Raw genomic sequence first — 13,201 nt, forward strand, 5'->3', positions numbered from 1 at the left:
GAAATGCTTATTTAGGTCATTTTTAGTCGTTTTTTGGTACATATCGACTATTTTCATGTTAGACTCGCGCCTGTCTTGTTACATGACTGGAGGTACTTCATAGATGCTATATACGCCTATTAGCAGTAAACAAAGGATTCTAGCTCAAAAATCATCTAAATTAACAAAAAAATCAATTCGCTGGCTGGTGGCTCTATCCAGCATTCCCCTATTTGGCATTGTCACAGCATTTGGTATCGCACCTAACTCTCCGTCATTTGGTGAAATTCCCGTAGAAGAAATCGTTCTAGATCTTGATTTATCTATTCCGGATGCGCTAGCCGAAGCACAATCCAATCAATCTTTCTGGCGCCAGGAAAGTATTCGGCGGGGTGATACGATTGCGGCAATCTTGAACCGATTGGATGTCAGCAGCGAAGATTCTACCTATTTCCTTCAAGCGGCACGCGATAGCCGTGCGATGCGGCAGTTGAGACCCGGTAAAACTGTTTATGCACAAACAACCGCTGAAGGTGAGTTGTTGTCATTACGTTATTTCTTTGGGAACGAAGAGCTGTTTTTGATGGAAAAAACAGACGATGCGTTCAAGATGACGGAACAGCCGATTGAGCTGGATGCGCAGATTCACATGAAATCCGGTGTGATTAACAGCTCTTTATTTGGTGCGACGGATAATGCGGGGATACCGAACAATATCGCCATGCAGTTGACGGAAATATTTGCATCAGAAATCGATTTTTACCGGGATTTGCGCCAGGGAGATCGTTTTACCATAGTTTACGAAACTTTCTCAAGCGATGGTAGGCGCGCTAAAACAGGCCGAGTGCTGGCCGTTGAGTTTGTCAACAAAGGAAAATCTCATCAGGCGGTTTATTTCAAATCATACAATGGTGCAGAGGGGTATTACACCCCTGGAGGTGAAAGCTTACGCAAAGCATTCTGGCTTTCGCCGCTTTCATTTACGCGCATAAGTTCCGGTTTTACGAACAGACGTTTTCATCCCATACTTAAAGAGTGGCGCGCGCATCGTGGGATTGATTATGCTGCTCCCACCGGTACGCCTGTAAAAGCCACGGCAAGTGGAATTGTCGCTTTTTCTGGTTCGCAAAGAGGTTATGGCAATCTGATTGTGCTTAAACATAATGGTAAATACGAAACCGCCTATGGCCACCTTTCCCGGTTTGCAGCCGGATTAAGTAAAGGTAAGCGTGTAAACCAGGGTGACGTGATCGGTTATGTGGGCTCGACAGGTATGGCGACAGGGCCGCATTTACATTATGAATTACGTGTGGATGGCGTGCAGCGTGATCCGACTAAAGTGGTTTTGCCAACCGCACCGCCGATAGCGAAGCGTGATTTAAATGCATTTAAAGATGAGACCCATGCTTTGCTGACTCGCTTAAACATCATGCGCAGTATTCATCTGGCTGCGATAGAGTAATTTTGTCAAGTTTATTAATTGACGGTTTGTTTCGGCGAGCAAATCGTCAATTTCTTGATGGAAATTGACCTCTGACTTTTCCCGTTGTAACCGAATAATTGGAACCCGTTTACTACCTAGGCATGATGTCGGGCACCAGCCTGGATGGCGTGGATGCCGTGCTGGCTGATTTTCGGGCCACTACCCCATTATTATTGGGGACTTGCTATTGCCCTTATAACGATGATCTGCGTGAAGCATTGCTGCTGTTGCATCAACCTGGCTACGATGAGCTTCATCGGGCGGCAATGCTCAGCAACTGGTTGTCTCGTTTATACGCGAAAGCGACCGCAGATTTGCTGGAAAGCACGGGTATTTTGGCAGCACAAATTGTTGCCATCGGATGTCATGGACAAACGATCAGGCATTGTCCGGAACCGGAAAAGCGCTATACGATTCAGCTTGTCAATGCTGCTCTGTTAGCTGAATTAACAGGAATCACAGTAGTTGCTGATTTAAGAAGCCGCGATATCGCTGCGGGTGGTCAGGGTGCTCCTCTGGTACCCGCATTTCATGAAGCTGTTTTCAAAAGCTCAAGCCGACATCGTGTAATCGTTAATATTGGCGGCATAGCTAATATTACGAATCTTGATCCTCATCATGCAATTACGGGGTTTGATTGCGGCCCAGGTAATTCATTAATGGATGCGTGGTGTTTGCAGCATACCGGAAGAAATTATGATCAAAACGGGCAATGGGCGGCAACGGGTCAGGTTGTTCCTGCTTTATTGGATGCTTTACTATCAGATCCTTTTTTTGCCGAGATGCCTCCCAAAAGCACAGGGCGGGAGTTGTTTAATCTTCGTTGGCTGGAAGAAAAGCTGCAGTTCAGTGAAGAATCACCGGAAGATGTTCAGGCAACGTTGTTACAATTAACCATCATGTCGATTGCTCAAGCCATCGGTACGTACTGTTCGGGTGCGGAAGAAGTTTATATATGTGGTGGAGGGGGGCATAATTCTTTATTGATTAATCGGCTTGCTGAAATAATGCCCGGAAAAAAAGTAGCGCTGACCGATCAACTCGGGATAACGATCGATTGGGTAGAGGCTTTTGCATTTGCGTGGTTGGCACAGCAAGCGATTTTGCGTAAAACAGGCAATCTGACAGCAGTTACCGGGGCGAAAGGAAGCAGAATTCTGGGAGCGATTTATCCCGTATGAAATTTCGGATGCGGGATGCGTTTTATACTGAGAATGATGATCCGCAGCCGCAAGTGCTAGTGGCACCCGGATTTTTAATGATGAATTGTGCACCTTGTATATTTTCTTGATAATCGATCTCGGCGCCGATCAAATACTGAAAGCTCATAGGATCGACCAATAATTTAACGCCATTCTTTTCCATTACGGTATCATCTTCATTGATTGATTCATCAAAAGTGAAGCCATATTGAAACCCTGAGCAACCACCACCGCTGACAAAAACTCTGAGATTAAGATGGTCGTTGCCTTCTTCCTCGATCAGTTGTTTGACTTTGGAGGCTGCATTTTCAGTAAAAGTGAGGGGGATATTCAGTTCAGTGTTCATGTTAATTTCTGCAGTAGTTGTCAAATTATGGATTGCAAATACTATACAACATATACATCAGGACGCATCTTTCTCTGTAACAGTATGAGGTTGCGGCTGCTCGCTTGCTGGAGCTAATGTTATCATTTTCTCTGATTGTTGCGTGTCTTCTATATCCACAGGGTGTTGATGAATCATTTTCCCTGCAACGGAGGCTCCAAGCCGGATTTCTAAAGAACCATAATGAACATCACCGAATACTTTGGCTTTTTCCTGTAGTTCCAGATATCCTAAAGCGTCAATGGGACCGGTCACTGTGCCATTAATGACGACATTAGTAGCTTTTATTTTTCCCTTGATACTGCCTTCATTGCTGAGCACCAGTGTACTGTGTTCATCATCGGTTGCAAAGATGTTTCCTGTAATATGTCCATCGACTCGAAGACCCCCCGTAAAATGAATATCGCCCGAGATCGTTGTGTTTGCGCCAATTAGTGTATCGATATGATGATGTAGTTGGTTTTTCCTTTTTCTACCGAACATTTCTTTTCTCCTTCACAATGTCGGTTGTATAGTTTCCGATAGTATGGCTTTTTTGTCACCATTTCTAAAAACTTCTACCTGAATATTTTCTACGATGGAATTCGGTGGTACTTTAAAAAATTCTTCCAATCTATGGAAGAATTTAAAGATAACAGGAAAATCTTGTTGCTGATTTTTTTTCGTAAGAGGTAACACCTTGCTTTGACCGTTCTGTGTCAGTTTAACAGTAAACCTTAAGTTTCCCTTAAAATCATTCGGTCTTTCTCCACCTTGAATTAATGTCAATGCATAGCGGTATTCACCCGGCGTTTGCATTTTTTTTAAGCTAAATTGATAAACTGAAATCCCATTTTTTGTATTGCTGGCGATGAGGTGCTGGAAGAATTCAAGCCTTTCTTTTAATTGATCATTCTTATTGGCAAGAGACTTTATTTCTTCCGTAAGATTCTGGTTGGCGGTATTGCTGATTTGTAGCTGCTGAGTTAAATCACCAATCTGGGCACATAATTTTTGTTTCTTGGTTTGTCTGCATGTTCCAGGATCAAATAAGTAAGCGAATTTTTCTTCAAGAGTATCTCCTGGTGTGCTGATGGATTGTCTTCCCATTTCATACATGAACCAAGAAAGCAACAACAGCAAGGTACAGCTAACGGTCATACCGATCAGGTATGACTGCCAGGTCCGGCGAGGACGAACAACGACACGTGGGGATAGGATTTTAGGTCTTCTCTGAAACAACTTATACACCGGGGATTTTACGGTATTCGGCTTAATTGATCGGGATATGATATCGGGAGAATTTTATTCTCAAGGTAACAGCGGTACCTGATTGATTCCCAGTGTTTCAGGCAGGTCAAACATAATATTCATGTTTTGTATGGCTTGCCCTGCTGCGCCTTTGACCAAATTATCGGTTACTGATAGTACCACAACTGTATCGCTATTTTGCGGTTGATGAACGGCGATGCGACAAATATTTGAACCACGTACAGAACGAGTCTCCGGATGTTTCCCAGCAGGTAGCACATCAACAAAAGCTTCATTCTGATAGCGTTCCTCGTACAAGGCTTGCAAGTCAACTGGCTGGATTAGTTTTGCGTAGAGTGTGGCATGGATACCGCGAATCATCGGTACCAAATGCGGAACAAAAGTTAGACTAACTGGCTTCTGAGCGATATTGGAAAGCCCTTGCTTTATCTCGGGCAAATGCCGGTGCCCCGGAACGCCGTAAGCTTTGAAATTATCAGATGCTTCTGCGAGCAAAGTATGAACTTCGGCTTTACGCCCCGCACCGGAAACGCCTGATTTGACATCAGCGATGAGGTGGTTGACATCGATGATGCCGGCTTCTATCAGCGGTAAGAAACCAAGCTGTACTGCAGTAGGATAACAACCGGGGTTGGCGATAAGACGCGCATTTTTTATCAGTTTGCGATTAATTTCCGGTAAGCCATATACTGCTTCAGTGATCAGGGCGGGACAAGCGTGCTGCATGCCGTACCATTTTTCCCATTCTGCAATATTTTTGATGCGGAAGTCTGCCGCCAGATCGATTACTCTAACGCCTGCTTGCAATAAGGATTCTGCCTGTTGCATGGCAATACCGTTAGGTGTGGCAAAAAATACTAAGTCGCATTTATTGAGTTTTGTATCTGCGGGATCGCTGAATTTAAGGTCGATATGTCCCCGTAAGTTGGTAAACAAATCCGAGACATTTATGCCAGCTTCGCTTCGCGAGGTAATTGCTTTGATTTTTACTTTAGGGTGCAAAGCCAATAACCGTAGTAATTCCACGCCGGTGTATCCTGTTCCACCAACAATACCGACATTAATCATTGTGCCTCCTGTTAAGTTTTTAGCAGATACTATTTTTTATTTCTTAATAACACAAACAAAAAAGCCACCTGATTGAGGCGGCTTTTGGTGTGAATCCGATACGAAAGAATCATCGTTTTGAGAATTGTTTACGCCGCCGTGCCTTACGTAAACCAACTTTTTTTCTCTCTACTTCGCGTGCGTCACGAGTTACTAAGCCTGCTTTACTTAAAGCAGGCTTAAGTGTCGCATCATAATCGATCAGTGCGCGAGTAATGCCATGACGAACCGCGCCAGCTTGACCTGATTCCCCGCCTCCATGAATATTGACCATAATATCAAATGAATTGGCATTATCAGTTAACTCTAGGGGTTGTCTTACGATCATTCGACCTGTCTTGCGGGAGAAATAATCATCAATGGGTTTATTGTTAATGACAATTGCACCTTTTCCTGGTTTGATAAAGACGCGTGCAACAGCACTTTTACGTCGTCCGGTACCGTAATTATATTGAGTGGCCATAGGGTTAAGCTCTAACTTCAAGTGGTTTGGGTTGTTGAGCGGCATGCGGGTGAGTATCGCCAGCATAAACTTTGAGTTTCTTTAACATTGCATATCCCAAGGGGCCTTTCGGTAACATTCCTTTGACGGCTTTTTCTAGTGGACGTGCGGGAAAACGCGCGTGCATTTTACCTAAAGGGGTTGCATAAATACCACCTGGGTAGCCGGTGTGACGATAGTAGATTTTATCTTCCAGCTTGTTACCCGTAACTTTCATTTTGTCGATATTGACTACAATGATGTAATCACCGGTGTCAACATGCGGTGTATAGATCGGTTTATGTTTGCCACGCAAGCGATGAGCAATCTGCGAAGCGAGACGCCCTAATACTTTATTGGTTGCATCAATAACGAACCAGTCATGGTTTACTTCGTGTGGTTTGGCGGAAAATGTTTTCACGAAAAACTTGTCCTGCGAATTCAAAAAGAGCCGAGAATTCTATGTCAGACATCAAGAAAAGTCAAATTTGGAAAGCTTTATTTTTACCGCGGCATCATATTCTTGCTGGGAATGAAAAGTGATGCGACGTGTTTGCTGAAGAATGGTGGATTTTGCGCTGATCGCCGCTATAATCATGCTGTATTGAGAAGAAAAATCACATTTGAAGCAGGATTCTGAGTGAGTTTCTGATCAGCCGAATAAATTAGTAGTATTTTCCCACTCCTAAAAATATGCCGAGAGATACGCTTTGAAAGAGAAATCCGAAACCAATTTGCACGTTGAATCAACACCCTCCAATTTTATTCGCAATATCATAGAAGAAGATAACCGTTCCGGCAAATGGAATGGACGTGTAGAAACGCGCTTTCCGCCCGAACCGAATGGTTACTTGCACATTGGTCATGCCAAGAGTATTTGTTTGAATTTTGGTATTGCGCGCGATTATGGCGGTGTTTGTCATTTGCGTTTTGATGACACCAATCCTGAAAAGGAAGCGCAGGAGTACGTTGATTCGATTTGTGACAGTGTTTCCTGGTTGGGTTTTGATTGGGGTCAACATCTTTATTATTCTTCGGATTATTTCAATCAGTTATATGAGTTCGCCGAATATATGATCGATTGTGGAAAAGCATATGTGGAAAGTCTCTCTGCTGATGAAATACGTGAATTGCGTGGCACATTGACTGATCCCGGTAAAAATAGTCCTTTTCGTGATCGTCCGATTGCGGAAAGTCTGGATTTGTTTCGGCGGATGAAAGCCGGAGAATTTCCTGACGGACAGTATGTATTGAGAGCGAAAATTGACATGGCCTCACCCAACATTAATATGCGCGATCCGGTGATCTATCGTATTCGTCACATTCATCATCAACGTACTGGCAATCAATGGTGTATTTATCCGATGTATGACTATACCCATTGTATTTCCGATGCGCTGGAAAGAATTACGCACTCATTGTGTACGCTCGAATTTGAAGACCACCGGCCATTATATGATTGGGTGTTAGATCAACTGGTTGATAAAGTACCCTGTCATCCTCAGCAAATCGAATTTGCTCGCCTCAATTTGACGTATACGGTAATGAGCAAGCGCAAGTTGATCGAGCTGGTGGAAAGCAAGTTGGTTGACGGTTGGGATGATCCCCGGTTAAGCACGCTTGCCGGCGTGCGCCGCCGAGGATTTACGCCACGCGCTATTCGGTTGTTTGCCGAGCGTATTGGTATCAGTAAGGCCGATTCCTGGATAGATATGGGGGTGCTGGAAGACTGTTTGCGCGAAGATCTGAATGAAAATGCGCCGCGACGCATCGCCGTTCTTAAGCCGGTTAAGTTGATTATTGATAATTATCCGGAGAATCAGCAAGAAGAATGCTTTGCGCCCAATCATCCGCAGAAACCGGAATGGGGAAAGCGCATTATTCCATTTTCTAAGATTTTGTATATTGAGCGCGATGATTTCATGGAAGTACCGACAAAGGGCTATTTCCGCCTTGCACCTGGTGTTGAAGTGCGATTGCGCTATGCATTTATTGTCAAGTGCGTACAAGTGGATAAAAATACACAAGGTGATATTGAAGCCATTCATTGTACCTATGATCCGGATACCAAAAGTGGAACTCCTGGTGCAGAAAGCCGCAAGGTAAAGGGCAATATTCACTGGCTTTCAGTAAAACACGCGCAAGCAGCAGAAATACGACTTTATGATCGTTTGTTCACTGATCCATATCCGGATAGTGGTGGAAAGGATTATAAAACTTCATTGAATTCACATTCGAAGCAAATTATTACCGCGTATGTAGAGCCATCGCTATGTGAAGTGAAGCCGGAACAAAGCTTTCAATTTGAGCGTAATGGCTATTTTATTGCTGATCGTATGGATATGCAATCCGATAAGCCGGTGTTTAACCGGGCTGTAACTTTGCGTGATTCGTGGGGGAAATTAATAGATAAGTAACTGTATTTATTGTTGATAATTAATAATCAATATAGTTTTTGGACATTCGTTCCTTTCATTATCGATAGTAACTGCAATTAATTAGAATTTATTTTTCCATTCGCGTAATACCTCGAAAACATTCTCTGGATTTTGCATGAGTCGGGCAGAATAATTTTGTGCGCTGTTAATGATGGGTTGGTGTTCGCAACGCAGGAACGGATTAATTGCTTTTTCAAGTGAGAGTGTTGTCGGGATTGTTGGAATATTTTTGTGACGTAATTCTTGTGCAGTGATTGCGAACTCGCTAAGTTTTCTATTATCTGGATCAACCGCCTTGGCAAATGCTATATTTCCCAAAGTGTATTCATGTGTGCAGTAAATTAAGGTAGCATCCGGTAGCTGGGAGATTTTTTGCAGAGAGTGGTAAAGCTGCGTTGCAGATCCTTCAAATATTCTTCCGCAGCCGCAAGAAAAAAGTGTGTCGCCACAAAAGATCATATGCCATGGATCTGACCCATAATAGGCGATGTGTCCCCGGGTGTGCCCGGGTGTATCTAACACTGTGAGATTGAGTGATATCTCGGGTAAGCTTACGATATCATTTTGTTGCACCGGGTTTGTTATAGCGGCGATTGATTCATTGCCCGGTCCGTATACGGGAATATCAAACCACTGAAGTAATTCCGCTACGCCTCCGATGTGATCGCTATGGTGATGGGTAATAAGAATTGCACTGGGTTGCAGTTCTTTTAATCGAAGATACTCAATTACCGGAACTGCAGTACCCGGATCAATGATGGCCGCATAATTTCGATTGTGAGTTATCCATATGTAATTGTCTTTAAATGCATGTACTGGATATATATTCAGCATGAAAGCTCCATTTAAAGAAGATGCCGTAATGAAAAATGTTAATTGATATTACACAAATAGTGTAAATTCTGATATCGAGTAAGCGATATGGTTCATGATGATTGCGCAAAATGTTCAGCAATGGTTTGAGTCTTCTCTTGGTCAATATTTGATTGAACATGAGCACCGTTATTTTGATCAGGTTGTGGCGAATATCTTTGGTTACAATGCGGTGCAGATAGGCTGGCCACAGTTTGATTTTTTACGTTTGAATCGCATGCCCTTACGTTTTTCCGTGGGTTTTGAATGTGAAACTTCGGTACGAGCTGAAGCGGGTTTTCTTCCTATTCAGACTAGCAGCATGGATCTCGTTATTTTGCCCCATGCGCTTGAGTTTAATGCAAATCCTCATCAAATCTTAAGAGAGGTGCATCGAATTCTGATACCCGAAGGCCATCTCGTTGTGTCAGGATTTAATCCCTTTAGTCTATGGGGCGTCTGCCCTCATTTAAAATCAATGAGGGAGGAGTTTCCATGGAATGGAGATTTTATTGCATTATCGCGGCTTAAAGATTGGTTGAAATTACTGGATTTTGAAATGGCGGGTGGTCGGCTTTGTTGCTACGTGCCCCCGCTCAAACAAGAAAAATGGCGGCGGCGGTTTGCTTTTATGGAGGCTGCAGGGGATCGCTGGTGGCCGATTTCAGGCGGGGTATATTTTTTGCATGCCATAAAACACACGCACGGGATGCGAATTATCAAACCTGATTGGAGAAATTGTTTCGATGCCAAGAGAAAGATGGTGCCGATTGCTCGGAGGATTATCAAAGATTCCAAGGAAAAGCGATCATCAGGCTGCTCAAACCAGATTGATGATTTAAATTAATCATGATTGGTAATATTTCTAAGGTTGTAGAAATATATACAGATGGTGCGTGCAAAGGAAACCCTGGAATTGGGGGGTGGGGGGCATTACTGCGATACGGAGATAATGAACGGGAAATTTTTGGAGGAGAGAAACTTACCACCAATAACCGGATGGAGCTGCTTGCGGCCATTCGTGCTTTAGAATCTTTGAAGCGCCCTTGTAAAATACATTTGCATACCGATTCCCAATATCTGCAGAAAGGAATCAGCGAATGGCTTGATTCATGGAAGGCACGCAACTGGCGTACTGCAGATAAAAAACCGGTTAAAAACGAAGATCTGTGGAAACTGCTTGATCAATTAACCCAACAGCATGAAATTGAGTGGTGTTGGGTACGCGGACATTCCGGGCATATCCATAATGAACGTGCTGATCAGCTGGCTAACCGGGGTGTCGAAATGATAGTTTCTGAATAATTACATCAATGTTAGGGATGGGGATATGCGTCAAATTGTGCTAGATACTGAAACGACAGGTCTGGAATGCAAGTTGGGTCATCGTATTGTTGAAATTGCTGCTGTTGAGTTATGTAATAGACAATTTACCGGTAGCCATTTTCATTACTATCTCAATCCGGAACGGGAAAGTGATGAAGGTGCGCTGCAAGTTCATGGCTTGACAATGGAATTCCTTCAAGATAAAGCAAAATTCTATGAAATTTCCAGGGAGTTCTTGAATTTTATCAGTGATGCTGAGTTAATTATCCATAATGCTCCCTTTGATGTAGGATTTCTCAATCATGAATTAGGATTGTGCAATTTAAAAGCACTTGATAATTATTGCTCACAAATAACCGATACGTTGAAGTTAGCCAAGGAGCTTCATCCTGGTAAACGCAATAATCTTGACGCTTTGTGCGAACGGTACAATATCGACAATTCAAAGCGTAAGTTGCATGGCGCATTATTAGATGCTGAATTATTAGCTGAAGTTTATCTTGCGATGACCCGTGGGCAAGAAAGCTTGCTGATCGAGCTGGATTATGTTGAATCTGTACAGCATTCGCAGATAGACTTGGATAGTTCTGATTTAAGAATTATTGCAGCGACCGCGGAAGAAAAGGCGCGACATTGCGGGATACTGGAAGAAATTGCGCGAGCAAGTGACAATAAATGCCTGTGGAATAATTTTGAGATTGCAGAGATGTCTGATGATAAATCAGGCATGTCGCGCAATTGATAAGTCGCGTGTATGTGATTTTTCCTTGCTGGATTCCATGGGGCAGATGGGATCGTATATTGATGTCTGATAATGAGGTATTTCCTGGTAAATGATTTCATATCGGGAAATACCTTTGCCATTTCAGCAGTTCAGAAAATTTATTACTGGCATGGATTTGGTGCAGCTGTTTAGAATGAACAAATGAGCAGCAGGAAATTTGAGAAATTCTTCACATAAACTTGTTTACAATGCCGAGCTATTAGCTCCGGGTTAGTAATAACAGGGTTTGCATGAAACAGAAACTATTAGCGCATTGTATTTATTGTTTGCTGATGTCCACCACAATGACCGGTTGTGTATCCGCCATTGTTACAGCCGTAAATCTTGGTTTTTCCGGTGCCTTTCTCGAGCACTGGTTTTATTCGTGGAGTATTGCATTTCCCGTTGGCTTTGTTTTGTTGCTTTTCGTGTCGCCGTACCTCAGACGTATGGTAGAAGCATTCATACATTAATGATTAATACTGAATAAACAATGGAATGAGTGCGTTTTTCGGTTAAGTTATCCTTTAAAGTTACTCGATAGAGTTTTTCTGATAGCAATGCAGTCCATCAATCCGGCCACAGGTCAAATCATACAATCGTTCGCAATTTGGCACGCCGAAGAAATCGGTGTAGCCCTGAAGCACGTGGAATCTGCGCAGACTGAATGGGCGGCGCTTAATTTTGCACAACGATCGTGCTTAATGCACAATCTCGCACAAATCTTCCGTCAGCGCAGCGAGGAATATGCCAATCTGATTACCGAAGAAATGGGTAAATTGCTCAAGGAAGCTAGAGCGGAGATAGAAAAATGTGCAATAGGTTGTGAGCATTACGCTAATCAAGCTGAATTCTATCTACGCGATGAAATTATTGCCTCTGATGCCAGCCGCAGTCTGGTGGTTTATCAGCCTCTGGGCACTGTGCTTTGCATCATGCCGTGGAATTTTCCATTCTGGCAATTAATTCGCGCTGCTGCACCGGCAATGATGGCGGGTAACACGATAGTGCTTAAGCATGCCTCAAATGTACCGCGATGTGCGCTGGCATTGGAAGATGCATTCCGTCAAGCGGGATTTCCTGAGCATGCTTTCCGTACACTGATGATTAGCGCCGAACAAGTGCAGGCAGTGATTGCCGATAAATGTATTGCCGCCGTCACCTTGACAGGCAGTAGCACAGCAGGTCGAAAAGTCGCGGCTATTGCCGGGCAGCACTTAAAGAAATGTGTGCTTGAGTTAGGCGGTTCAGATCCCTTTATTGTGCTCGATGATGCTGATATCGAGTCGACGACCCGGCAAGCCCTCGTGGCTCGTTTACAAAATATGGGGCAGAGCTGTATTGCCGCGAAGCGTTTTATTCTCATCGATGCGATTGCTGATGCATTTGTCGAACAATTAAGTATACTCTTTAGCCAGTTGCAAATCGGTGATCCGAAACACGAAGCAACCGATATTGCACCCATGGCCCGGGAAGACTTGCGCACGGAATTGCATGTACAAGTTGAACGGAGTCTGACAGCAGGTGCGAAGCTTGTATCTGGCGGTACTGTTACCGGTACGCAAGGTGCATACTATGCGCCGACAATTTTGGATTACGTGCAGCCGGGTATGGCGGCGTTTGATGAGGAATTATTCGGCCCGGTCGCTGCAATCGTACGCGTGAAAGATACGAATGAGGCGATCCGATTGGCCAATCAAACGCGATTTGGTCTCGGCGGCAGTGTGTGGACACGCAATACGGCACATGGGGAAGAACTTGCGCGGCAGATTCATGTCGGCTCCGTATTTGTCAACGGTATCGTCAGAAGTGATGCACGCCTACCGTTCGGAGGTATTAAGGAATCCGGCTACGGGCGCGAATTGTCGTATCATGGAATTCGAGAATTTGTGAATATTAAAACGATGTGGATCAAATAACAGCTAGTTGCTGAA

At 43.8% G+C, this 13,201-nt stretch carries 15 protein-coding genes; 8 read left to right on the forward strand and 7 right to left on the reverse strand.

The features are described from left to right. Positions 1-103 precede the first annotated feature (103 nt). Together CPG39_RS11530 and CPG39_RS11535 are read left to right on the forward strand one after the other, a co-directional pair. Entirely contained in the window at positions 104-1,441 is a 1,338-nt protein-coding gene (locus tag CPG39_RS11530; RefSeq protein WP_096293639.1) for a M23 family metallopeptidase, read from the forward strand. Positions 1,442-1,563: 122 nt separating this feature from the next. Further along, positions 1,564-2,643 carry an anhydro-N-acetylmuramic acid kinase gene (locus tag CPG39_RS11535; RefSeq protein ID WP_096293641.1) on the forward strand — a complete coding sequence of 360 codons (1,080 nt, stop codon included), beginning with the start codon at positions 1,564-1,566 and terminating at the stop codon, positions 2,641-2,643. A gap of 22 nt (positions 2,644-2,665) precedes the next feature. Here the strand turns inward: CPG39_RS11535 and erpA are convergent, their stop codons facing one another. The 6 genes from erpA to rplM all read right to left on the reverse strand — a co-directional run bounded on the left by erpA (position 2,666) and on the right by rplM (position 6,309). Next, the gene (gene erpA / locus CPG39_RS11540; protein WP_419866132.1) at positions 2,666-3,010 is read right to left on the reverse strand and encodes an iron-sulfur cluster insertion protein ErpA; all 345 of its coding nucleotides are present in this window, start codon (positions 3,008-3,010) and stop codon (positions 2,666-2,668) included. A 57-nt stretch (positions 3,011-3,067) separates the two neighbouring features. Next, the gene (locus tag CPG39_RS11545) at positions 3,068-3,532 is read right to left on the reverse strand and encodes a bactofilin family protein (RefSeq protein ID WP_096293643.1); all 465 of its coding nucleotides are present in this window, start codon (positions 3,530-3,532) and stop codon (positions 3,068-3,070) included. Between the two features lie 12 nt (positions 3,533-3,544). Beyond that, positions 3,545-4,189 carry a DUF6776 family protein gene (locus CPG39_RS11550; RefSeq protein ID WP_231990295.1) on the reverse strand — a complete coding sequence of 215 codons (645 nt, stop codon included), beginning with the start codon at positions 4,187-4,189 and terminating at the stop codon, positions 3,545-3,547. Positions 4,190-4,339: 150 nt separating this feature from the next. Further along, on the reverse strand, positions 4,340-5,368 hold the full coding sequence (gene argC / locus CPG39_RS11555) for an N-acetyl-gamma-glutamyl-phosphate reductase (protein ID WP_096293645.1): 1,029 nt from the start codon (positions 5,366-5,368) through the stop codon (positions 4,340-4,342). 109 nt (positions 5,369-5,477) lie between these two features. After that, on the reverse strand, positions 5,478-5,870 hold the full coding sequence (rpsI, locus tag CPG39_RS11560) for a 30S ribosomal protein S9 (protein ID WP_096293647.1): 393 nt from the start codon (positions 5,868-5,870) through the stop codon (positions 5,478-5,480). Between the two features lie 4 nt (positions 5,871-5,874). Continuing rightward, on the reverse strand, positions 5,875-6,309 hold the full coding sequence (rplM, locus tag CPG39_RS11565; RefSeq protein ID WP_013648543.1) for a 50S ribosomal protein L13: 435 nt from the start codon (positions 6,307-6,309) through the stop codon (positions 5,875-5,877). A 289-nt stretch (positions 6,310-6,598) separates the two neighbouring features. On the opposite strand from rplM, the gene CPG39_RS11570 reads away from it, so the two are divergent. Next, positions 6,599-8,305 (forward strand): glutamine--tRNA ligase/YqeY domain fusion protein, encoded by a 1,707-nt coding sequence (locus CPG39_RS11570; protein WP_231990296.1) that lies wholly within the window; start codon positions 6,599-6,601, stop codon positions 8,303-8,305. 81 nt (positions 8,306-8,386) lie between these two features. Here CPG39_RS11570 and gloB read toward each other — a convergent pair whose 3' ends face one another. Continuing rightward, positions 8,387-9,160 (reverse strand): hydroxyacylglutathione hydrolase, encoded by a 774-nt coding sequence (gloB, locus tag CPG39_RS11575; RefSeq protein WP_096293649.1) that lies wholly within the window; start codon positions 9,158-9,160, stop codon positions 8,387-8,389. A 94-nt stretch (positions 9,161-9,254) separates the two neighbouring features. On the opposite strand from gloB, the gene CPG39_RS11580 reads away from it, so the two are divergent. The 5 genes from CPG39_RS11580 (at position 9,255) to CPG39_RS11600 (ending at position 13,186) form a co-directional block, all read left to right on the forward strand. After that, positions 9,255-10,025: a class I SAM-dependent methyltransferase gene (locus CPG39_RS11580; protein WP_096293650.1), complete on the forward strand. Its 771-nt coding sequence runs from the start codon at positions 9,255-9,257 to the stop codon at positions 10,023-10,025. Positions 10,026-10,027: 2 nt separating this feature from the next. Continuing rightward, a complete protein-coding gene (gene rnhA, locus CPG39_RS11585) occupies positions 10,028-10,483 on the forward strand; it encodes a ribonuclease HI (RefSeq protein ID WP_096293652.1) in 456 nt (151 codons plus the stop codon). 25 nt (positions 10,484-10,508) lie between these two features. Next, positions 10,509-11,246, forward strand: coding sequence for a DNA polymerase III subunit epsilon (gene dnaQ / locus CPG39_RS11590; RefSeq protein WP_096293654.1), 738 nt, complete (start codon positions 10,509-10,511; stop codon positions 11,244-11,246). 272 nt (positions 11,247-11,518) lie between these two features. Further along, positions 11,519-11,740, forward strand: coding sequence for a DUF2798 domain-containing protein (locus CPG39_RS11595; protein WP_096293656.1), 222 nt, complete (start codon positions 11,519-11,521; stop codon positions 11,738-11,740). An 87-nt stretch (positions 11,741-11,827) separates the two neighbouring features. Further along, on the forward strand, positions 11,828-13,186 hold the full coding sequence (locus CPG39_RS11600) for an NAD-dependent succinate-semialdehyde dehydrogenase (RefSeq protein WP_096293658.1): 1,359 nt from the start codon (positions 11,828-11,830) through the stop codon (positions 13,184-13,186). Positions 13,187-13,201 lie beyond the last annotated feature (15 nt).

Origin of the sequence: Nitrosomonas ureae (assembly GCF_900206265.1) — a bacterium.
GTDB classification, from domain to species: Bacteria; Pseudomonadota; Gammaproteobacteria; order Burkholderiales; family Nitrosomonadaceae; genus Nitrosomonas; species Nitrosomonas ureae_C.

Coding starts and splice junctions, on each gene's coding strand:
- CPG39_RS11550 (WP_231990295.1), bottom strand. CDS start 4,189: ATGACCGTTAGCTGTACCTTGCTGTTGTTGCTTTCTTGGTTCATGTAT.
- gloB (WP_096293649.1), bottom strand. CDS start 9,160: ATGCTGAATATATATCCAGTACATGCATTTAAAGACAATTACATATGG.
- CPG39_RS11530 (WP_096293639.1), top strand. CDS start 104: ATGCTATATACGCCTATTAGCAGTAAACAAAGGATTCTAGCTCAAAAA.
- CPG39_RS11600 (WP_096293658.1), top strand. CDS start 11,828: ATGCAGTCCATCAATCCGGCCACAGGTCAAATCATACAATCGTTCGCA.
- rpsI (WP_096293647.1), bottom strand. CDS start 5,870: ATGGCCACTCAATATAATTACGGTACCGGACGACGTAAAAGTGCTGTT.
- CPG39_RS11595 (WP_096293656.1), top strand. CDS start 11,519: ATGAAACAGAAACTATTAGCGCATTGTATTTATTGTTTGCTGATGTCC.
- dnaQ (WP_096293654.1), top strand. CDS start 10,509: ATGCGTCAAATTGTGCTAGATACTGAAACGACAGGTCTGGAATGCAAG.
- CPG39_RS11545 (WP_096293643.1), bottom strand. CDS start 3,532: ATGTTCGGTAGAAAAAGGAAAAACCAACTACATCATCATATCGATACA.
- argC (WP_096293645.1), bottom strand. CDS start 5,368: ATGATTAATGTCGGTATTGTTGGTGGAACAGGATACACCGGCGTGGAA.
- CPG39_RS11580 (WP_096293650.1), top strand. CDS start 9,255: ATGATGATTGCGCAAAATGTTCAGCAATGGTTTGAGTCTTCTCTTGGT.
- erpA (WP_419866132.1), bottom strand. CDS start 3,010: ATGAACACTGAACTGAATATCCCCCTCACTTTTACTGAAAATGCAGCC.
- rnhA (WP_096293652.1), top strand. CDS start 10,028: ATGATTGGTAATATTTCTAAGGTTGTAGAAATATATACAGATGGTGCG.
- CPG39_RS11535 (WP_096293641.1), top strand. CDS start 1,564: ATGATGTCGGGCACCAGCCTGGATGGCGTGGATGCCGTGCTGGCTGAT.